General features: G+C 58.1%; 20 protein-coding genes and 2 pseudogenes. 17 read left to right on the top strand and 5 right to left on the bottom strand.

The window, feature by feature from the left end; all coding sequences use genetic code 11:
• Window positions 1–299: 299 nt before the first annotated feature.
• The 4 genes from BS629_RS04710 (at window position 300) to BS629_RS38840 (ending at window position 2,604) form a co-directional block, all read left to right on the top strand.
• The gene (locus tag BS629_RS04710) at window positions 300–1,337 is read left to right on the top strand and encodes an aspartate-semialdehyde dehydrogenase (RefSeq protein ID WP_077987962.1); all 1,038 of its coding nucleotides are present in this window, start codon (window positions 300–302) and stop codon (window positions 1,335–1,337) included.
• Window positions 1,334–1,600 (top strand): hypothetical protein, encoded by a 267-nt coding sequence (locus BS629_RS04715; RefSeq protein WP_184328257.1) that lies wholly within the window; start codon window positions 1,334–1,336, stop codon window positions 1,598–1,600. The genes BS629_RS04710 and BS629_RS04715 overlap by 4 nt, the downstream gene beginning before the upstream one ends.
• Window positions 1,601–1,603: 3 nt before the next feature.
• Window positions 1,604–2,374 (top strand): hypothetical protein, encoded by a 771-nt coding sequence (locus BS629_RS04720; protein ID WP_077987963.1) that lies wholly within the window; start codon window positions 1,604–1,606, stop codon window positions 2,372–2,374.
• 74 nt (window positions 2,375–2,448) lie between these two features.
• Window positions 2,449–2,604 carry a hypothetical protein gene (locus tag BS629_RS38840; RefSeq protein ID WP_158081446.1) on the top strand — a complete coding sequence of 52 codons (156 nt, stop codon included), beginning with the start codon at window positions 2,449–2,451 and terminating at the stop codon, window positions 2,602–2,604.
• Window positions 2,605–2,677: 73 nt separating this feature from the next.
• On the opposite strand, the gene BS629_RS38035 is transcribed toward BS629_RS38840, so the two are convergent.
• Window positions 2,678–2,962, bottom strand: coding sequence for a hypothetical protein (locus BS629_RS38035; protein ID WP_198943668.1), 285 nt, complete (start codon window positions 2,960–2,962; stop codon window positions 2,678–2,680).
• Between the two features lie 145 nt (window positions 2,963–3,107).
• Here BS629_RS38035 and BS629_RS04730 point away from each other — a divergent pair, with 145 nt between their 5' ends.
• Window positions 3,108–3,332 (top strand): hypothetical protein, encoded by a 225-nt coding sequence (locus BS629_RS04730; RefSeq protein WP_131624547.1) that lies wholly within the window; start codon window positions 3,108–3,110, stop codon window positions 3,330–3,332.
• Between the two features lie 600 nt (window positions 3,333–3,932).
• Here BS629_RS04730 and BS629_RS04740 read toward each other — a convergent pair.
• Window positions 3,933–5,015, bottom strand: coding sequence for an IS110 family RNA-guided transposase (locus tag BS629_RS04740; protein WP_077987966.1), 1,083 nt, complete (start codon window positions 5,013–5,015; stop codon window positions 3,933–3,935).
• A 231-nt stretch (window positions 5,016–5,246) separates the two neighbouring features.
• Between BS629_RS04740 and ccoN the strand changes: the two genes are divergently transcribed.
• From ccoN to rpoN, 10 genes are all read left to right on the top strand, one after another.
• The gene (gene ccoN, locus BS629_RS04745) at window positions 5,247–6,869 is read left to right on the top strand and encodes a cytochrome-c oxidase, cbb3-type subunit I (RefSeq protein ID WP_077987967.1); all 1,623 of its coding nucleotides are present in this window, start codon (window positions 5,247–5,249) and stop codon (window positions 6,867–6,869) included.
• 8 nt (window positions 6,870–6,877) lie between these two features.
• A complete protein-coding gene (gene ccoO, locus BS629_RS04750; protein WP_027681630.1) occupies window positions 6,878–7,612 on the top strand; it encodes a cytochrome-c oxidase, cbb3-type subunit II in 735 nt (244 codons plus the stop codon).
• Window positions 7,613–7,620: 8 nt separating this feature from the next.
• Window positions 7,621–7,773 (top strand): cbb3-type cytochrome c oxidase subunit 3, encoded by a 153-nt coding sequence (locus BS629_RS04755; protein ID WP_010067378.1) that lies wholly within the window; start codon window positions 7,621–7,623, stop codon window positions 7,771–7,773.
• 1 nt (window position 7,774) lies between these two features.
• Window positions 7,775–8,638: a cytochrome-c oxidase, cbb3-type subunit III gene (ccoP, locus tag BS629_RS04760; protein WP_077987968.1), complete on the top strand. Its 864-nt coding sequence runs from the start codon at window positions 7,775–7,777 to the stop codon at window positions 8,636–8,638.
• 10 nt (window positions 8,639–8,648) lie between these two features.
• Window positions 8,649–8,834: a hypothetical protein gene (locus tag BS629_RS04765; protein WP_028734518.1), complete on the top strand. Its 186-nt coding sequence runs from the start codon at window positions 8,649–8,651 to the stop codon at window positions 8,832–8,834.
• Between the two features lie 168 nt (window positions 8,835–9,002).
• The gene (ccoG, locus tag BS629_RS04770; RefSeq protein ID WP_077987969.1) at window positions 9,003–10,571 is read left to right on the top strand and encodes a cytochrome c oxidase accessory protein CcoG; all 1,569 of its coding nucleotides are present in this window, start codon (window positions 9,003–9,005) and stop codon (window positions 10,569–10,571) included.
• Window positions 10,568–11,053, top strand: a complete 486-nt coding sequence (locus tag BS629_RS04775; RefSeq protein ID WP_077987970.1) for a FixH family protein — start codon at window positions 10,568–10,570, stop codon at window positions 11,051–11,053. The genes ccoG and BS629_RS04775 overlap by 4 nt, the downstream gene beginning before the upstream one ends.
• Complete coding sequence (locus BS629_RS04780) at window positions 11,050–13,335, top strand: cation-translocating P-type ATPase (RefSeq protein ID WP_077987971.1); 2,286 nt, start codon at window positions 11,050–11,052, stop codon at window positions 13,333–13,335. Before BS629_RS04775 ends, BS629_RS04780 begins: the two co-directional genes overlap by 4 nt.
• Entirely contained in the window at window positions 13,332–13,490 is a 159-nt protein-coding gene (ccoS, locus tag BS629_RS04785; RefSeq protein WP_027681636.1) for a cbb3-type cytochrome oxidase assembly protein CcoS, read from the top strand. Before BS629_RS04780 ends, ccoS begins: the two co-directional genes overlap by 4 nt.
• A gap of 314 nt (window positions 13,491–13,804) precedes the next feature.
• Window positions 13,805–15,358 (top strand): RNA polymerase factor sigma-54, encoded by a 1,554-nt coding sequence (gene rpoN / locus BS629_RS04790; RefSeq protein WP_077987972.1) that lies wholly within the window; start codon window positions 13,805–13,807, stop codon window positions 15,356–15,358.
• A 402-nt stretch (window positions 15,359–15,760) separates the two neighbouring features.
• Here rpoN and BS629_RS04795 read toward each other — a convergent pair.
• Window positions 15,761–16,162: pseudogene (locus BS629_RS04795) on the bottom strand (amino acid kinase family protein); the annotation flags it as partial.
• A gap of 204 nt (window positions 16,163–16,366) precedes the next feature.
• Here BS629_RS04795 and BS629_RS04800 point away from each other — a divergent pair.
• Window positions 16,367–17,438 (top strand): annotated as a pseudogene (locus tag BS629_RS04800) (IS630 family transposase).
• A gap of 427 nt (window positions 17,439–17,865) precedes the next feature.
• Here the strand turns inward: BS629_RS04800 and BS629_RS04805 are convergent.
• Window positions 17,866–18,426, bottom strand: coding sequence for a hypothetical protein (locus BS629_RS04805; RefSeq protein WP_077987973.1), 561 nt, complete (start codon window positions 18,424–18,426; stop codon window positions 17,866–17,868).
• Window positions 18,427–18,558: 132 nt separating this feature from the next.
• Window positions 18,559–19,218, bottom strand: a complete 660-nt coding sequence (locus BS629_RS04810; RefSeq protein WP_077987974.1) for a transcriptional regulator — start codon at window positions 19,216–19,218, stop codon at window positions 18,559–18,561.
• A gap of 262 nt (window positions 19,219–19,480) precedes the next feature.
• On the opposite strand from BS629_RS04810, the gene BS629_RS39600 reads away from it, so the two are divergent.
• Window positions 19,481–20,071, top strand: coding sequence for a hypothetical protein (locus tag BS629_RS39600; protein ID WP_245315056.1), 591 nt, complete (start codon window positions 19,481–19,483; stop codon window positions 20,069–20,071).
• The last annotated feature ends 303 nt before the right edge of the window (window positions 20,072–20,374 follow it).

Genomic DNA, 20,374 nt, shown 5'->3' on the forward strand with positions numbered 1-20,374 from the left:
TCGGAGGCAATCATCACAGGAAACACCAGGTCGAAAGTCGAACGATCTGAAGAGAAGAGGCATTGCACTGTGCATCAAGCCGCGACCTACCTCTCTGTGATTATTCTTTGCGTCGCCGAAGCGACTGTCGCGAGTGAAACCATGGTCACCCAACCCGTCCGGACTTGATGTGGTCGACCTCGGAGCATTTAAACCCGCCGACGAGTTCGACAGCCTTCCGGTTACATCCTTGGGCGGCCGACGCGAGCTTCGAAATTTGAAAGCAAGATCCAACCATGAGCTTCTAAATGAGGATACTCATGAGAGCATTAGATATTTCTGTCGTTGGAGCAACCGGGGCGGTCGGAACGGCCCTGATCAAGTTATTGGAAAAAAGCGAGATTGCGATCAATCGACTGCAGCTGTTCTCCTCCGGTTCGGGTGCGCGCCAATTCAAGTTTCGAGACCAAACATATTTAGTTGAGGCACTCCGCGACATCGGCGATATCGCCGATACAAAAACCGATATCGCATTCTTCTGCGCAGGCGATGACGTAAGCGCCAAATGGGGGGCTCCGTTCGCATCCCAAGGCACCTTGGTGATTGACAACTCGAACTCCTTTCGAATGAACCCTGACGTACCACTCATCGTACCACAAGTTAACGCCTGTTCACTTACCGTTCGCCCACCGTCTCGAATAGTAGCAAACCCAGATTGCTCCACGATACAGCTGGTTCGGGCACTGAAACCGCTGATAGCGACGTTCGACATTCACCAGATCATTTTGACCACCTATCAGGCAGCGTCTGGAATGGGCCTGCTCGGGTGTAAAGAGCTACTAAACGGTGCCCAAGCCGTGATCGAGGGGAGCGCCGGCCCCCCTGCGGAGAGGTTTCCTGTCCCTCTCGCGTTCAATGTCATACCGCAGATCGGAGAGATTTCCCGCGAAGGCGTGGCTATTGAGGAACGCAAGCTGGTTCAAGAGTCACGGAAGATCTTCGGTATGCCTCACCTGCAGTTAACCGCCACCTGCGTTAGAGTGCCGGTAAAGACGGGTCATTCCGAGGCGGTATACGTCGAGTTCGACGATCATGTTCGACTAGAACAGGTCCGTGAGCTCCTGGCAAATGAACCAGGTGTTCGACTTTATACTGATGAAATTCGCGACGGATATCCAACGCCGCGCTTTCTGGGAGATCCCGCAGATGTTCACGTCGGACAGGTCCGAGTAAATCCCGAGAATCCGCGCGGGCTGTGGATGTGGGTGGTAGCCGACAACCTTCAGGTTGGGGCCGCACTCAACGCACTCCTCATCGCACAGCTTGCGATCGCCAATAACTTGATCGGTGAAACATGAAAACGACCATTGTCAATTTTGAGAGCTCGAGTTTTCGAGATCCTTGTCACTACGCTCAAGTTGCTCGGCATTTAGCTGAGCTGCGGACTGCAGGAGGAAGTAAGATTATCGCCGTGGTTAGCGCAATGTCTGGAATGACCGACAAGCGGAAAGCAGCCATGCTTGGCGTCAACGGGGAAACATCACCATCGAATCTCGATGCGGCGCTCACCACCGGCGAAATGCTAACTAAGTCATCGGCTCAAAAATCAAGCGCAACATAAAACATGAATAAGCAAAAATCACCGAGGAAGCTTTCAAAAATCGCCTGTGCCTGCCTGTTGTCGGGCAGCTTGCTGGCAGGGTCGGGGTATGCTGTCACGCCGGACAATGGCCAGATCTTGAGCGGCTTTTGGACCACCGCGAATCTGGTCAAGGAATATTTCGATTGGCGCGGCTGGGCTGGCTGGGGCACGATTGGCCTGACCAATGTGGTCATTACCGTGGCAACCGGAGAAAGCAATGGCGCCTTTACCCGGGCTCTGTTCACCAATCTTTGCGGCTCTACCGCCGCCGGGTTTGTAGCCGCGTGGAAGCCGGCCACCAGGCCCGGAGCTGCGACGCACATCAAGGCAATCGTCAAGGCCGGGACCGTGACCGCCGCCGCCAGCGCCTGCGGATGGGCGACGCAGGCAATTCTTAGCAAGATCGATTCCGAAATTCCTGCTGCGCAAAGAGCGATCGACAACGCGCAAAGAAACAATGTGCCGAATTACAAGGAAATTGTCGACGACAAGACAAAAGTAAATAACGCATTTCTGGGCATCGAGAAGAATTACCGCGATACCGCGCTCGCCTTGAACAAGGCGGCGGATCTGATGAGCCAATACCGCAGAAACGGCTGCACGCCCCGCACGCAGTCCACACTCTGCGCCGACCTCTATCGTCGCTGGGCCAATGCGCAAGCCGAGGCTGAGCAGAAACTGCTTGCCTTCAACGATGACGGCAACACGATGTCCGCCAACGTCAAGGAACTGGGTCACGACGTGAAATCTTGAATTGAATTGGCCCGTTCGAATCTTCGGCCGGCCCGTTGAAAGCAGTGGGCAAGCGTCACACTCTGAGGAAAAAAATGCCGATCTACTACTCAAAGTCAACAGGCAAAAAGAAATTGCTGCGCGTCCTTCTCGTATCGCTTACAGCTTTGGCGGTCTATTGCATTTACCAGTCGGATGAAATTGCACCAACGGCCGAGGTGTTGCCTGCCGACCGTCAAGAGGCGCCCTGACAGAGTGATCGCCGCACCGGAGCGCGAGGAAATCGGACAGCTTCCGGCGCGCTGAATCTCGGATGGCAGGCCGTTAAGCCGCCTTCCTGGTCTTGGCGGCCGTCTTTTCCAAGGCTGCCTTTCGGCCGGCGCCGCCGGATTTGGCAGCGGTCTTGGCACTGCGCTTCTTTGTCGCCGCAGTGCTGGACATGTCGCCGACCAGCTGCTCGGCGATCTTCATTTCCGTCGCAGTCACCTTGGCGCCCTTGACGCCCGCGGCCGGCAGATCAAGGCCTTCCAGCGTCTTGACCTCGTCGCGCCAGCGCAGCAGGTTCAGCACCAGCACCAGCACCTTGCCCGAAGGCACCAGCCCGGCCACGCGCTACGCGCACAACGCACTGGGCCCAGCGCGCCTTCAAGACCGAGCCGCTGTACCCGCCCAGCCAGGGCGACGAGGCCGAGCCGGGCTTCATGGCGATGTTGACACCGTCGTGGCTGCGTGTTTCGGCCAGCAGCGCTGTGATTTGGAGAAGCTTGTCACTGGGCTGTGCGGTGATTTCCCCCGACCAAGCCTCGACGCCGACGAGAAGCCCGTTCTGCTTAATCAGTCCCTCTTGCTCAAGGTGCGCTCGGAAATCAACTCGGTCGTGGCCATCGGCCTGCGCCGTGCCTTTGAAATTGCCGTACTGAACACTTGCATGGAAGTTTTCCGTTGTATGTCCGCTCCTCATTTGGAGCGGCAAGCATAAGACGGTAGGGCGCGGTGAGTTCAAGAAATCGTGCCGGCGCCCATTCTTGAATCTCTGCGCAGGATGCGATCGGCCAACGGCGATAGAAGCGCCGGCGAGGAGATCCGGCCACCCGCAGTCGTTTTTCCACCTCGGCCAGCACCAGAACGCCACAGCTGGAGGTGGTTCCTTCCGAAGTGGTTACCTGACACCGAAGAAAACGATGTCGGCCCCTTCAAAACCAAGGCTGCGGCGATGGCACAGGCAGAGGCTCTAACTGCTCGCCAGCTCGCAACGTAGCACTAAGCTCAACCTCCCTTTGCCCTGGCCCCAGAACAGCGCTCTGATGTCCGTTGTCAATGCTTTAGGCGCGAGGAACCGATCGCCCAAACGAACGGCTGTTCATGATGATGATCGCGTATGGGTGGAGGCGGAACTCAAGGACGTCGGTGATCAAGCTCTGATGCGCGGATTGGCTACCGCATTCCCGATAGTGCGTCCGGGGCTGCTCCGATCTTACTGCGGGCGTCGGTCAAATGCCGGCCACAAAGCGTCTGACGGGTGTTCCCCTGCCGTGTTCCGCCCCCGCCCATGCGCGAGGTGCAAGTTCGATGTGGCGATCTATGATCTGATCGCCTGCGCCTCCCTTGCAACAGCCCACATGAAGCCGGTCAACTCACGGGCAATGGCGGTACAAACCACCGTCGTTCGCTTTCCGCGTCCGGTCAACATTCGATAACGAGCCGTCAACCGGGTCTGAGCCTTCCATGCTATCTCCAGCTTCCTCGCGCCGACCTTCGGCGGATGGCGATAAGTCCAGGCGCTCTCGACCAACATGTGTCGAACCCGGCCGTTGCCAGCCTTGGTAATCGCACCTCGTCGAACCGTTTCACCCGTTGATCGCTCGCCAGGTACCAGGCCGAGATAGCCCATCAGTTGGCGCGGGCTTTCAAATCGGCTCACGTCGCCGACCTCCGTGGCAAAGGTGACGGCCACGATCAGATCGACCCCTCTTAGCGTCTGTAGAGCTCGGACGACCGGCGCAAGAGACCAGTTCGGTACGAATTCCTCGATGACCTTCTCCAGTCGTTCGACGCGCTCCTTCGAGACGCGCACCGCCTCGACCATTTCCTGCAAAGTGATCTGATGAGCGGGGTGATCGAACTGTTGCTCCTGCAGCCAGCACAGATATCGCATCGTCCAGCCCTTCATGCGTGGATAGATGCGACCATGCTTGAGCATGAAGGCGCTGATCTGTTGTCGGTGAACCCGCAACGTCTCGACTGCAGCAGCCCGGGCGCGAACGAGGTCTCGCATCGCCTCATGACCCTCATCGGGAACCCACACCGCTGTGAGCTCGCCGGCCCTCAATAGCCGGGCGAGCGCGAGTGCATCTCGACGGTTTGTCTTCACCCTGTCGCCTGGCTTCCTTGGATTCAATGACGAAGCGACAACCATGCATTCATGGCCAAGGGATTGGATCAGCCGATGCAGGCCGTAACCGGTTGGGCCAGCTTCGTAGCAGAAATGTACACGATCAAACTTCGCGGCTATTCGCTGGATAATGCGGCGCATGCTGGCATAGGATGCATCAACCTCGCCGAAATAGCGGACCTCTCCTTCCCGGCCAGATTCGGCAACAGCAATCGCATTCTTCAGCTTGGCGACATCGATTCCGACAAAAGCTTCTCTATAATCTGCCACGGCTCGTCCTCCTGTGATGAGGATCGGCTCGGCCTGTCCGAGCAACCTTCGGAAAACCAGTGTAGGGCGAGCCACCTCAGGCGCGAAGACGGACATACGGCCTTACTTTATAGCCGCGGCCGTCTTTCTGTCCTCTCGTTGATGTGGATCAAGGAGCAATTTGCGGCTTCGTGACAGTCCTGGCGAGAAAGACGGCCGCGACGCGGTCGTCGGCGCATTGAGGACGACATCATGAATTACACAACGGAAACGATGGTGATCGCGGTCGCGGCGTTTCTAGCGCTGCTAGTAGCCGCATTCGCGCGTGATCATCTCTTTGCGGTCCATATGGGCATACTTTGCCTCTGCCTCGTTATGGGGGCTGTGCTGATGGTCAGGAAGGTTGACTTTTCGCCGGCAGGCCAACAGCGCAAAGTCGATAAGTCCGGCTATTTCGACGAGGTGATACGGTATGGCTTGATCGCCACGGTGTTTTGGGGCGTGGTTGGTTTTCTGGTTGGCGTGATCATCGCGCTGCAACTGGCCTTTCCTGACCTCAACATCGCCCCTTATCTCAATTTCGGGAGGCTGCGGCCCGTTCACACGTCGGCGGTCATCTTCGCCTTCGGCGGCAACGCGCTAATCATGACGTCGTTCTACGTGGTGCAACGCACCTGTCGCGCGCGTCTTTTCGGCGGCAACCTGGCTTGGTTCGTATTCTGGGGCTACCAGCTTTTTATCGTGCTGGCTGCGACCGGATACGTTCTTGGAATCACCCAGGCCCGTGAATATGCCGAACCCGAGTGGTACGTCGACCTCTGGCTGACGATCGTTTGGGTCGCCTATCTCGCAGTGTATCTTGGAACGATCCTGAAGCGCAAAGAGCCGCACATCTACGTGGCAAACTGGTTCTATCTTGCCTTCATCGTCACCATCGCCATGCTGCACGTGGTCAACAACCTGGCGGTTCCCGCGTCGTTCCTGGGCTCCAAGAGCTATTCTGTCTTCTCGGGCGTCCAGGACGCGCTGACCCAATGGTGGTACGGCCACAACGCCGTCGGCTTCTTCCTCACCGCCGGCTTCCTGGGCATGATGTACTATTTCGTGCCGAAGCAGGCCAACCGACCCGTCTATTCATACCGGCTTTCGATCATCCACTTCTGGGCGCTGATCTTCATGTACATCTGGGCCGGTCCGCATCATCTGCATTACACGGCGCTGCCCGACTGGGCCCAGACGCTCGGCATGGTTTTCTCGATCATGCTCTGGATGCCCTCCTGGGGCGGCATGATCAACGGTCTCATGACCCTTTCGGGCGCCTGGGACAAAATTCGCACGGATCCGATCATCCGTATGATGATCGTCGCCATCGCCTTTTACGGGATGTCGACCTTCGAAGGCCCGATGATGTCGGTGAAAACCGTCAATTCGCTCAGCCACTATACCGAATGGACGATCGGGCACGTGCATTCCGGCGCTCTCGGCTGGGTGGGAATGATCACCTTCGGTGCGATCTACTATCTGACGCCGAAGCTCTGGGGACGCGAGCGTCTCTACAGCCTGCGGATGGTCAACTGGCACTTCTGGCTCGCAACCCTCGGGATCGTCGTCTACGCCGCCGTGCTTTGGGTTGCCGGCATCCAGCAGGGACTGATGTGGCGCGAGTACAATTCCCAAGGCTTCCTCGTCTATTCCTTCGCAGAGACGGTCGCGGCGATGTTCCCCTACTACGTGCTTCGCGCCGTGGGCGGAACGCTTTACCTGGCGGGTGGTCTCGTCATGGCCTGGAACGTGTTCATGACGATCCGCGGCCATCTGCGCGACGAAGCTGCGATCCCAACCACTTTCGTGCCCCAAGCACAGCCTGCCGAATGAGGTGAGACATGGCATCGATACTAGATAAACATCAGATCCTCGAGAAGAACGCGACGCTTCTTCTCGTTGGCTCGCTGCTCGTCGTGAGCATCGGCGGCATCGTCGAAATCGCACCGCTGTTCTACCTGCAGAACACGATTGAAAAAGTGGAAGGCATGCGGCCGTATACGCCGCTCGAGCTGGCCGGACGAAACATCTACATCCGCGAAGGCTGCTACCTCTGCCACAGCCAGATGATCAGGCCGTTCCGCGACGAGGTCGAACGCTACGGCCATTACTCGCTCGCCGCCGAGTCGATGTACGATCATCCTTTCCAGTGGGGATCCAAGCGAACCGGGCCGGATCTGGCCCGTGTCGGCGCACGCTACTCCAATGAATGGCATGTCCAGCATCTCGCCGATCCACGGGCAGTCGTGCCGGAGTCGATCATGCCGAGTTACGCCTTCCTCAAAGAGCAGAGGGTGACGGTCAAGGACGTAGGAATGGACCTGAAGGCCAACGAGGACGTGGGCGTGCCTTATGACGACGACATGCTGGCGAACGCGGAGGCCGACATGAAGGCCCAAGCCGATCCGAACGCAGATACCACGGCCCTGCTTGCCCGCTATCCGAAGGCGAAGACCGGCGATTTCGACGGCGATCCTGCTGCGCTAACCGAAATGGATGCCTTGGTGTCCTACCTGCAGATGCTCGGAACGTTGGTCGATTTCTCGACCTACGACGATGCGACCGGCTACCGATGAGGTGATCCATGGAAACCTACACTGCAATGAGACACTTCGCCGACAGCTGGGGCCTCCTGGCAATGACGGCATTCTTCGTCGGCGCGGTTGTGTTCACCCTTCGCCCAGGCAGCAAGCAGACGGCGAAAGAGGCCGCCGATATTCCCTTGAAGGATGATTGAGATGTCGGAAAAACACATCGATGAATTTAGCGGCGTCGAAACGACCGGACATGAATGGGACGGCATCCGCGAACTCAACAATCCGATGCCCCGCTGGTGGGTGTGGACCTTCTACGCCACCATTGTCTGGGCGTTGGGCTATGCGATCGCATATCCCGCGATCCCGATGATGACCGACGCCACGAAGGGTATGCTGGGCTTTTCCAGCCGCGCCGAGCTGCGGCAGAACCTGGATCAGGCCAAAGCATCGCAGACGGCGCTTCATGATCTGATCGCCGCCAAGACGGTGGACGAGATCGATTCCGATTCTGCCCTTCGCGAATTCGCGATCGCCGGCGGCGCATCAGCATTCAAGGTGAACTGCGCGCCATGCCATGGCTCGGGAGCAACCGGCGGGCCGGGATTTCCGAACCTCAACGACGACGATTGGCTGTGGGGCGGAGACCTGGATGCCATCCAGGCGACGATCGCACATGGGATTCGCTTCGACGGGGATACGGACACTCATGCTTCCGAGATGCCGCCCTTTACCGATGTTCTGGATCCCCTCCAGACAAGACAGGTCGCGGCTTACGTCTGGGGACTGACCAATACACCGTCGGACCCCGGTCTCGCAGAGGCCGGAAAACAGGTCTTCCTCGATAACTGTGCCGCATGTCACGGCGACGACGCCAAAGGAAAGGCCGACATGGGCGCGCCGGATCTCGCCGATGCGATCTGGCTGAAGGCACACGGCGAGGATGCGATCATCCGCCAGGTAGCCGCTCCCAAACACGGCGTCATGCCTGCTTGGGCAGGGCGTCTCGGCGACACGACGGTCAAGGAACTGACGATCTTCGTCCATTCGCTCGGCGGCGGAACCTAAGGAGTATGCCATGTCAGATCATGACCACAATCCAATCCTCGGCCTCTACGGCACGCCGCGCGCCGACATCCGATCGCGTATATCGGAGCGCGCTGGGACGATGCCCCCATTATACGATCACGACGATCCGGCAAAGATCGGCAGTTCGATCGTCAGTTTGACCCGCCTCAAAAACCACCAGCAGACAAGCCGTTAACCGCAATTTTGTCGAGGACGTCCCAGCTGTGGTTGTTCCCCGCAGCTCAGGGCCACGCCTCTCCAGAGGCGTGGCGTTTCGCTTCGCGGGAAGGCCCTCGCTCTTGATCTGCATCAAGGACGGATGCGCGGCAGATGGGACAACGGCAGGTGAAATCGGATAGGTCCTATGAACCTCAACACTGCATCACATCCCGAAAACATCAAAAGGCTCAGTGTCAAGCCGGTCAATGCCCGTCGCAATCGACAGCCTCTCTACGCACCTCGAAAGAAGGTTTTTCCCAGGCGTACAGAGGGACGTTTCCGTCGGTTCAAGTGGATCGTGATGCTGATCACCCTCGGCATCTACTATCTCGCGCCATGGATTCGCTGGGATCGCGGTCCTTACGCGCCTGACCAGGCAATCCTCATCGACCTGTCTTCACGGCGCTTTTTCTTTTTCTTCATCGAAATCTGGCCCCAGGAATTTTATTATGTGGCGGGTCTCCTCGTCATGGCGGGGTTCGGCCTGTTTCTCGTCACTTCCGCGGTTGGCCGCGCATGGTGCGGTTACGCTTGTCCGCAGACCGTCTGGGTTGATCTCTTTCTCGTCGTCGAACGTGCGATCGAAGGCGATCGAAACGCGCGAATGAAGCTTGACGCTGGTCCCATGAGCGTTGCCAAGCTCAGGAAGCGTGTGGTCAAACATTCGACCTGGCTGTTGATCGGCGTCGTCACGGGTGGAGCGTGGATCTTTTATTTTGCCGACGCGCCGAGCCTGCTTGTTTCCCTGTTCACCGGCCGCGCGCCTGCAGCCGCCTACACCACCGTCGCCATCCTTACTGCAACGACCTATGTGCTCGGCGGTCTGATGCGAGAGCAGGTGTGCACCTACATGTGCCCGTGGCCACGTATCCAGGGTGCGATGCTCGACGAAAATTCTCTCGTCGTCACCTACAATGACTGGCGGGGCGAGCAGCGGTCGCGTTACCCGAAGAAAGCTCGAGCCAAGGGCCTGCTTGTCGGGGATTGCGTCGATTGCAATGCCTGCGTGGCGGTGTGTCCGATGGGGATCGATATTCGCGACGGGCAGCGGATGGAGTGCATCACATGCGCGCTCTGCATCGACGCCTGCGACGGCGTCATGGACAAGCGCGGGAAGCCTCGCGGCCTGATCGCCTACGCCACGCTGAGCGAATATTCGAGCAACATGTCGCTTGCCACGGACGAAGGACGAACGGCCGTCCAGCCGTCCAGGGTTCGAAACGATAATGGAACTTTCGTTCCGGCGATCCGGTACTTCAACTGGCGTATCATCTTTCGTCCGAGAACCGTCTTTTACGCAGTCGCCTGGGCGTCGGTCGGCATGGCCATGCTCGTCCATCTCGCCTTTCGGGAGCGCCTTGAACTCAACGTCGTTCACGACCGAAACCCCCAATATGTTCTGGAAAGCGACGGCTCTCTACGGAATGGCTACACGCTTCGTGTCCTGAACATGGTGCCGACGCCGAGGGATGTGAACATAAGCCTGGTCGGGCTGGAGGGGGCGACGATGCGCATTCCTGAGTTCGGCAAGGAAGACGCTCGCAGCTTTACAGTCCATGCCGAACCCGACGCGGCCACGACGCTCAAGGTCTTCGTTACGCGCAAGCCTACGGGAGCCGCGACCAATGAATTTCTGTTCGTTATCGAAGATACCGATCATGCCGATCGCGCAACCTACCGCGCGGCGTTCAATGCACCGGGAGACATCAAATGAAGACCTCCGCTCAAGGTTTTACAGGCCTGCACATGCTGCTTTCGACCTCGGCATTCTTTTGCGTGGTGATCGCGGTAAACGTCACCATGGCCTTCTATGCCTCTTCCAGCTGGAGCGGTCTGGTCGTGGAAAACACCTATGTCGCCAGTCAGGAGTTCAACCGCAAAGCGGCGGCGATGAAGGCAATGGCCACTTCCGGCATTGAGGGCACCCTTTCCATAAAGGGGCACGAGATCCGCTACGACATTCACGACAAGAGCGGATCGCCTGCGATCGTCGACGACGTCGTTCTGAATTTCAAACGGCCCGTCGGAGACCACGAGGACTTCCACCTTACGCTCAGGAGGACAGCCGCGGGGCGGTTCGAAGCGGAGCATGATCTAGCCGAAGGTGACTGGATCGTCGAGGCCATCTCGCGAAACGGCGGCGTGGTCGTCATGCATGAGGCAAAACGCCTCGATACTGCGGAGTTAGGCCAATGACCTGCTGTACCATGGACGCAGAAAGCGTGCTTGCCCTCAGCACGACATCATCCAGTGCCGAAGAGGTTCGCCTTTCCAGCCAGCCGCTCGGCGAGGGATTGCGTCAGCTGGACCTGAGTGTTCCCGACGTTCACTGCGGCGGCTGCATTTCGACCATCGAAAGGGCGTTGTTGACGCTTCCCTTTGTCAAGACAGCGCGAGTCAATCTCACGGCTCGAAGGGTGACCTGCGTTTACCAGGAGGAGATCGAGACGCGTGCAACCGATCCTTCCAAGATCCTCGCAGCGATCAACTCGGCCGGATACCGCGCGCATCTCTTCACGCCCTCAGCTCCCGAGAACGACAAGACCAGAAATCAGCTTCTCCTCGCGATCGGCGTTTCCGGTTTTGCGGCCGCCAACATCATGTTGCTCTCGGTATCGGTCTGGTCGGGCGCAGATGCCGCGACGCGCGACATGTTTCATTGGATCTCGGCGATGATTGCAGCGCCCGCGCTGGTTTATGCGGGGCGCTTCTTCTTCAAATCGGCCTGGAATGCGATGCGGCACGGGCGCACCAACATGGACGTTCCGATCTCGCTCGCCGTGACGCTCTCCTATGCCGTTTCATTGTGGGAGACCGTCCATCACGGCGAGCATGCATGGTTCGACGCTTCGGTCTCGCTGCTCTTCTTCCTGCTGATCGGCAGAACTCTCGATCATGTCATGCGGGAAAAGGCTCGGGCGGCGATCAACGGAGTCGCAAGACTGGCCCCGCGCGGAGCATTGCTGATCAATCCGGACGGGTCGCGACATTACATTGCGGTAGAAGAGATCGCGGCGGGGGATGAAATCTCGATAGCCGCAGGCGAACGGGTTCCCGTCGATGGCATAGTCGTCAGCGGAGAAAGCGACGTGGATCTCTCCATCGTCACCGGCGAAAGTAGCCCCGTCGCCGTTGCCATCAACAGCGAAGTGAGTTCCGGGGCAATGAATCTGACCGGCTCGCTGGTGTTGCGGGCAACGAGAATTGCCAAGAATTCGCTTCTCTCCGAGATCATCGGCCTGATGGAAGCCGCTGAGGGCGGAAGGGCTCGCTATCGCAGGATCGCCGATCGCGCTGCCGCACTCTATTCCCCGATCGTGCATCTGCTGGCACTGGTCTCTTTCCTTGCCTGGGGCGTCCTGGGCGGAGACTGGAAACAGGCCATGCTGGTCGCCGTAGCGGTGCTGATCATCACCTGCCCGTGTGCATTGGGTCTTGCCGTGCCCGTGGTCCAGGTTGTCGCTGCGGGGGAGCTTTTCCGGAAGGGCATCATGGTGAAGGACGGTTCAGCACTCGAAAGACTGGCCGAGGCCGACACCGTGGCCTTTGACAAAACAGGCACCTTGACGATGGGCAGTCCGCGGCTTGCCGGAGTGGACACCATGGACGAGAGCGCCACTGCAATCGCCTGCGGATTGGCCGAGCATTCACGGCATCCTCTTTCTCAGGCTCTGGTGCGGGACGCCGAAACCGCCCCCATATCCTTCGACAGCGTCACGGAAATCCCCGGTGGCGGACTGAAGGCCAGGAACGGAGCGGATATCTATCGATTGGGCAACACAGCGTTTGCCGGCGGAACCAGCTTCGTACCCCGGACTGCCGATGGTCCGTACTCGGAAGTGGTCTTGTCGAAGAATGGCGTCGATCTCGCCCGCTTCTTCTTCGACGACACGCTTCGTTCGGGTGCGTGCGAGGCCATCGATCGGCTCGGTGCAGCCGGTCTTGAAACGCTGATCGTGTCGGGCGACAGGCAGGCCGTCGTCGACAATACGGCGCATGCCCTGGGTATCGACAGGGCTTTGGGCTCTCTGACGCCGAAACAGAAGGTCGAGGAATGCCAGAGGCTGAATGGCGAAGGTCGTCGCGTACTGATGGTTGGCGACGGGATCAACGACGCCCCGGCGCTTGCTGCCGCGCATGTCTCGATGGCGCCCGCCACGGCCTCCGATATCGGCAGACAGGCGGCCGACCTCGTCTTCTTCAACGATCGCCTTGACGCTGTTCCGGAAGCGATCGCCGTTGCGCGACGATCCGCCAGCCTCATCCGGCAGAACTTCGCTCTCGCCATTGGTTACAACGTTCTGGCGGTGCCGATCGCCATCGCCGGATTGGCGACGCCGCTGATAGCGGCGGTGGCAATGTCGACATCTTCGATCATCGTCGTGACCAACGCACTGCGGCTGAACGCCCTCAGCAAGCGTCCGGATATGCACACTCGAGGAGGGATCGGCAGGAGTGCGGAGGTCGAAGCCGCATGAACATGCTGATCTATCTCATACCGATCGCGCTGCTGATGGGAGGAATGGGACTCCTGGCATTCCTTTGGTCGCTGAAGAGCGGCCAGTATGACGACCTTCAAGGCGCCGCCTGGCGAATCCTCGCCGAGGACGAAACCGATCAACGAAAACCCTAACCACACACTGGGTCCAACACGAAAGGAATATGGACAGTCGCGACAATCTGCACCGTCGTTTGTCGGCTTCGCGACAAATGCCCTTTCGTAACCAAGTTCACTGTTCGCCATAAATCACTGAAACTTAAGCATATTCTTTTTGGGAATCCAGTCGATGGTTTGGCACGTTTGTTGAAGGCTATTGCGCGCCGAGGCGCCAAAGTTGCCCCAAGTGGTTCATGATGCCAAGCGTGCCAATTTCACGTTAAGGCATCGATCTCCGTGCTCTGAGGTCATGATCAGGCATGGACCCGAGAATTAAGTGGAACTTTATCATGAAACCTTCCGCCAATCATTTCCTGCGCCAGACCCAGTCCCTAGTGATGTCACCGCAACAGATGCAATCCATCCAGTTGCTGCAAATGAATCATTTCGAACTCAGCCAGTTTATCGCTCAAGAAGTGGAACAGAATCCGCTGCTCGAATTTCAGGACGACGACGAGGCGGGTGGCGATTGCTGCGAAACCGAAGATGGAGAGTATGCTCATCAGCCGGATGCCGGTGGGGACGATGGTTATGACAACCGCGCCGAGGCGCCCTCCAGCGACTGGTACGACAATGGCGGCAGCGCCAGCACCAGCCGGCTGAACGACGAGCTCGACGCCAACTACACCGATGTCTTTCCTGACGACGCGGCCCCGCAGCGCCTCGACGCGCCGGAGCTCGTCAGCCAGTGGAAGTCGATGCCGGGCAGCGGCGAGGGCGCCGACTACGATATCGACGATTTCGGCGCCGGCCAGGTATCGCTGCGCGATCATCTCGCCCAGCAGATCCCCTTCGCCCTGCCTGACATGGCCGACCGGCTGATCGCGCAGAATTTCGTCGACCAGCTCAACGACTGCGGTTATCTGCAGGCCGATATCGTCGAGGCGGGCGAGAGGCTGGGCACGAGCCTCGCACAGGCCGAGCGCGTGCTCGCCACCCTCCAGAGCCTTGATCCGCCGGGTGTTTTCGCCCGTAGCCTGGCCGAATGTCTGGCGATCCAGCTCAGACAGAAGGACCGGTACGACCCGGCCATGCAGGCTCTGGTCGAAAATCTCGAACTGCTGGCCCGGCGCGACTTTGCCACGCTGAAGCGGCTCTGCGGCGTCGACGAGGAAGATCTTCTCGACATGCTCGGCGAGATCCGTCAGCTCAATCCCAAGCCCGGCAGCGATTTCGAGGCAGCTGTTTCCGAAGCGATCATACCCGATGTGGTCGTCAGAGCCTCCTCGGATGGCGGCTGGCTGGTCGAGCTCAATCCGGATACGCTGCCGCGCCCGCTGGTCAACAAGTCCTATTCTTCCCTGGTGAAAAAGAACGACGAAGCTCGGGCCTTCCTTGCCGGTTACCAGGAGAAGGTCAGTTGGCTGATGCGCAGCCTCGACCAGCGGGCAAAAACCATCATGAAGGTGGCAAGCGAAATCGTCCGCCAGCAGGCCGCCTTCTTGTTGCACGGCGTCGATCACCTGCGGCCGCTGAACCAGAAGACGGTCGCCGAGGCGATCGAGATGGTTGAATCCACCGTCAGCCGCGTCACGTCGAACAAATATATGCTGACGCCGCGCGGCCACTTCGAACTCAAATATTTCTTCACCGTCCCGATCAAAGCCGTCGCGGGCGCCGAAAGCCATTCGGCCGAGGCCGTGCGTCACAAGATCCGTGAACTGACCCTGCAGGAGAGCCCGGAGGCGATACTTTCCGACGACGATATCGTCGACATGCTGAAGAAGGGCGGCGTCGATCTCGCCCGCCGCACGGTTGCGAAATACCGGCAAGAGATGAACATCGCCTCTTCGGTCCAGCGCCGCCGCGAGAAGCGGGCACTCGCCAAGGTCGCGGGCTTCTGAGGCTATCATGCTTGGACCTGAACTGAAAAATCCTGCCCCAAGCGGCGCGACTCTATGAAAGCTAGCCCTTGGGTGAGTTTGGATCACGCCCGCGGTGCTTGCGCTGGCCAAGTCTGACATTTCTATTTTGGGCGCGGCTCCTGTTTCTGGGTCGTAGGCGGTCAAGGAATGTTTTGTGCCGAAATGTGCCCGGCACCACATCTGCCGGCAACGCGCTCATCTTCGCAACCGCAATCGGGGTTAGATCGTACCCTGGGCTCGAGCTGGATCAAGAAGTGCGGCGGCTATGACAGCATCTGCGACAGCAAACTCAATTCTCAGATATCCCAGCGCAGAAACAGAAATCGCGGCGCCCCATTATACAACGGAGACGTACAATTTTTCGACAAGCGAGAGCCTGCCCTTTGCGCCATGCCGCGACATCTGCACGATTGTCCGGTACGCAATCTTCGGGAATAATCGTGCCCCTGGGACAAGATTGGGATCTGCCGTGTAGACGCTCTTAACATCTGAATATATCTGGCAGGCTTGCTCTCCCCGCATAGCTGCGGTCACGACTGCTGTCAGATCTGAGCTGTTTCTGCCGAGAAACGTTAGTCTGCCCGACTGATCAATTGTCTGACCACCCGCGGCAATGACAATGTCATGCTCCTGAAGTGCAGCCCTGATTGGCTGAGGATCCACGCTTTTTACTGACGCTCGGCCGAAGTCTGAATTAGTGGGTATCCCGAGGACATAGCCGTTCAAAGACGTTACGGGAATCCCAAGGCAGCTGACTGCAGCATCCAACAGGCAGGCACTTAGCCCGGAAAACTCATGGTAGGTTGGCGGAAGTATTACAAGCCGTTGAAATAACATAGGATTTTGTTGCTAAAGCCGATCCGAATCATTTCCCGGAGACCACACCCACCATGAATGATCTTATACCAGCGTGAGCGGTCTGTGACTCTTTTTGAGGTTTCCAAATCAGTTGAGTTCTGAATCAATACCGCAAACGGAGGTTTGCGGATGACATCAGGAATTCCACTGCGCGATGACTTCGACGGCTTCGCTCTTCGGGCGTTGGCCAAAGGTACGAAGGATGCGGCACAGGCTCGGCGGCTTCTTGCCCTTGCCGAAATCTATGATGGCCATTCCCGCAGCGATGCGGCCAGGATCGGAGGCGTGACCCTGCAAATTGTCCGCGACTGGGTTATTCGCTTCAATGCGCGTGGCCCGTCAGGGCTCATCAATGGCAAAGCACCCGGCAATCAAGGAAAGCTTTCCGACGTGCATCGCCAGGCTTTGGCAAAGATCGTCGAAAGTGGCCCGATACCGGCGGTGCATGGCGTTGTGCGCTGGCGGCGCAAGGATCTTGTTCAATGGCTGTTCCAAGAATATCGGATATCCGTCGATGAAACGACCATTGGCCGCGAATTGAAGGCGCTCGGCTTTGCAAAGCTGTCTGCCCGCCCGCGCCATTACGCCCAGAACGAAGGCGACCTGGAGAGTTTTAAAAAAAGTTCCCCGCCACACTGGCAGCAATCAAAGGCAGGCTCCCGAAGAACGTCGAGATTGAGCTCTGGTGGGCCGACGAAGCTCGGATAGGCCAAAAGAACAAGATCACCCGGCGATGGGCACGCAAGGGAACAAGGCCTTTGGCACCACACGATCAACGCACGATCAACGCACGATGTGGACCTATATCTTCGGCGCTATCTGCCCCAAGAAGGGCAAAGGTGCGGGTCTCGTTCTTCCCTACTGCGACACCAGCGCCATGAACCAGCATTTGCTCGAAATCAGCCAGGCCGTCGATGACGGCGCTCATGCCGTGCTGATCGTTGATCAGGCGGGGTGGCATGTCACGCCGAAGCTCGACGTGCCCGACAACATCACACTGCTCTTCCTGCCGCCAAGCTCGCCCGAATTAAATCCCGTCGAGAACGTGTGGCAATTTCTGCGTGACAACTGGTTGTCCAACCGGATCTTCAAAGATTACGAGGACATCGTCGCCCATTGCTGCGACGCATGGAACAAGCTGGTCGCTCAGCCTTGGAAGATCATGTCGATTGGAATGCGTGACTGGGCGCACCGGTTTTGATTAGCGCTCGTTGGTATTACCCTGCCGCTGAGCGGTTTTTCATCAGTGGGCGGCAAGTCCGTCGTCGCCCGTTTCGACGGCGGCATGTTGTCAATGCGCATTGTTCGATCGATAAGTCTTGCCGGCGTCAAAATCCCTACCCAGGCGACGGCGGCAGCTTCCATTGGATTGTACGCGACGCAGAAACGGATCTGTATTTCCATCAATCCAGCCGTGTGACTCCATCCAACTTTCGGGGCGCGGACTAATTGGTCTTGATGGCTCCGAACCGACACTCCTAATGCTGATTAGCCGGAACTCGAGTATGGGCGCAGTGCCTTCAATTTGTTGCCCGACGAGGCGCCAAGTTCGTTTTTGGCCAAGCTTAGGGAACGGCGTTTGACACGATGCTCATACCCAAGGTCCGGAGAATGGGTTTATGACAGCTTCAGCGTTCGAACCGCTCCAGCATCCTCTTCAATTGTGCATTTTGCATTTGAAGCTTGCGCGCCAACTGGTCCCGCAGAAGCCTGATTTCTTCGTCGAGATTGATTGCATCGTCAAAAGCGGTGAGAGCGCTTGGAGCAGGTGGGATAACGCCTGCAATCGTTTTCGCTTTCATGCCCCGCATGCCGCGCTTTCGCGTTTGACCTTCGCCAACTCGAAAGGCTTTTGGTGCGGCATGCGCGTCTGTATCGGCCTCGTCGGTCAAAACCGGGTCCGACGCTTCCATAGGCCTCGCGCTTTCGACATCTGTCGTGTCATCAACAACGCTTGCCGTTTCCTCGGAATGATCCGGGTCCGCCGGAACCGCCGCGGAATGACCGTGAAGAACTGGCTTTTCGTCCGCCGGACGGTCTGCGCCGTCCAACTCGTTGTTGTCTGCTGTTTCAGTTGGCTCGGCGATGGCTGATGCGTCCGGCTTCACGTCATCGGTCGAGCCGTGTTCTTGCCTCTGCTGCCGTCGCGCGGACACCAGCCGGGCAAGAAGTTTCCAAGGAGACGCCATTTTATTCGACCTCGAATTCTACCCCGGTATGCATACCGCGAGCAAAAGCGTTGGCGGCAGAACGAACCGCCGCCAAAAAGTACACTTCAATAAGCATGAGAATGCGGCCAGCACTTGGCCGTCTGCAGCCAATCAACCGAGGTTGAGTCGCTTTCGCAGATCGGCATTTTCAGCACGGAGCTTCTCCGCCAGCAGCTTGCGCAGCCTCTGGTTTTCCTCTTCGAGCTGCAGAAGATCCGCGATCTCATCAACTGCCGCCACCGGCGGTGCAGCCGCTATTTGCATAGCCTTCGGAGCGCGTTTGACGGGCGCACGCTTGGCACTCACCGTACCTTCGTCAGCCTTTGGCCTGCGGCCTCTCTTCTGCTTGCCAGCTGCGGCACCCGAAGCAACTGCCGGCTCCGCCGAAACGGCGGCTGAGGCCGTTGCAGGCACCGCCTTGTTGGCGCGAGGTTTGCGCACCTTCTTCGGTACATCGGGCGCCGCGGCGACCGGCGTGTCAGCATTGGTCATCGTATCGTTTTCGTCGGCCATTATGGTCTCCTGTAAAGCCGCTGCCTTTGTCTCCTGCCCGATCGGCAGTGTCAACATCGGCCCGGTCTGCTCTCCGGGTAAAAGCATCTCGCTGCTGCTAGCCCGAGGCGCTGCCGAAAGAAATGGCATTGCCTCGTCTTGCAGATCTTGCGCGACGGACTTGAGATCCGTGTCTCCCCAAATCGAATTCGGTTTAGAATTGAGTTTTCGCCGACCTGATTTGTACTCGACGGCAAAGCTGCGCTGCACTTTTTTCACTTTAAGAAGCCTCGGGTGTCTGTGGTAATTTTTCAGCGACGTCTTCAGTATCGCAACAAGCCTTTCAGATAACGACTGCAGTCCATTCGGTCTATCCTTTTTAAGTATTCGGCTCAAACGCGGCTCCAGTCGCAGAGAACCACTTACGGACGCAACTGTGACAAAACGATAGAATCGCAGCCGTCGGGATATAGTTCCGTTGACACCGCTTCATTGTGACTGATTCTTGTTGACTACATCGCGTTCTGAGCGGAGGAAATCGATGCGGGAGTCCGGGCCACCCCGGCAGCATCTTGATCGTTTGTCCGTTTATCGAGAGGCGCACCGCCGAGCGCTGACTTTCGGTGCGACCGCCCGCGGATTGTCGGTGCCAGTGTCGCATTATCGCGGCATTCGGCCACAATGTTCACTTAATACCGCGCAATATTTAAAGCAATTCGGTAACCTCGGTAAGACCGATGCAGGCCGCGAGGAACCCGGCAAACACCCCGGCCTTCTGGCAAACATTGATAGGTCCTACCCATCGGCAAACCATCTGCAAATGTCCTACACTGCCGACTTTATCTCTGAACTCACCCGGGCGGCCAACGAGGTCGACAAACTGAGCACTGACGAATACCGCCGCCTAGTCGAACGCGCGGTAAGAATGGTGCGGGAGATGCGCCTGGAAACCGGCACTCGCCCCAGCCGCGGAAATTATGTTGCGATGGGGGACCTTGAGATCGCGGCGTTGATGACAGAGGCTGCTGCGAATAACGATGAAGTCGAGGGTGTTCTGCTCAACCTCGCCGGCATGATCCGAGCGCTGAAGATCATGGTGGATGGGAAGATTGACGTGCGGAAGGGCGATTAAGCGAGTTGGTGTTGGGATGCCCAAACTCCCGCTTTGTAGAGAACCTGAGTAGATATCATTGCTCCGCGTGACCTGGATCAGTTGGCATCCGCAAATTTGATCGTACATCTCTACATTAACCGTATTCCAACGATCGTGGAGTGCCCTAACTCGGCCGACTCCATTGTCATGCTCCCTTTAAAAACTCGATGTGTTGCCCACGTCAGGCGATTGCGAACGGTTTTCGCCAAAACAATGATAGCCCGTATCGACGATCTTCGCAGCTTCTCGGTTGATCGCGATGGAGCCTCGGCGAGGAACGCC

Source organism: Rhizobium leguminosarum bv. viciae USDA 2370, from assembly GCF_002008365.1.
Taxonomy (GTDB): Bacteria; Pseudomonadota; Alphaproteobacteria; order Rhizobiales; family Rhizobiaceae; genus Rhizobium; species Rhizobium leguminosarum.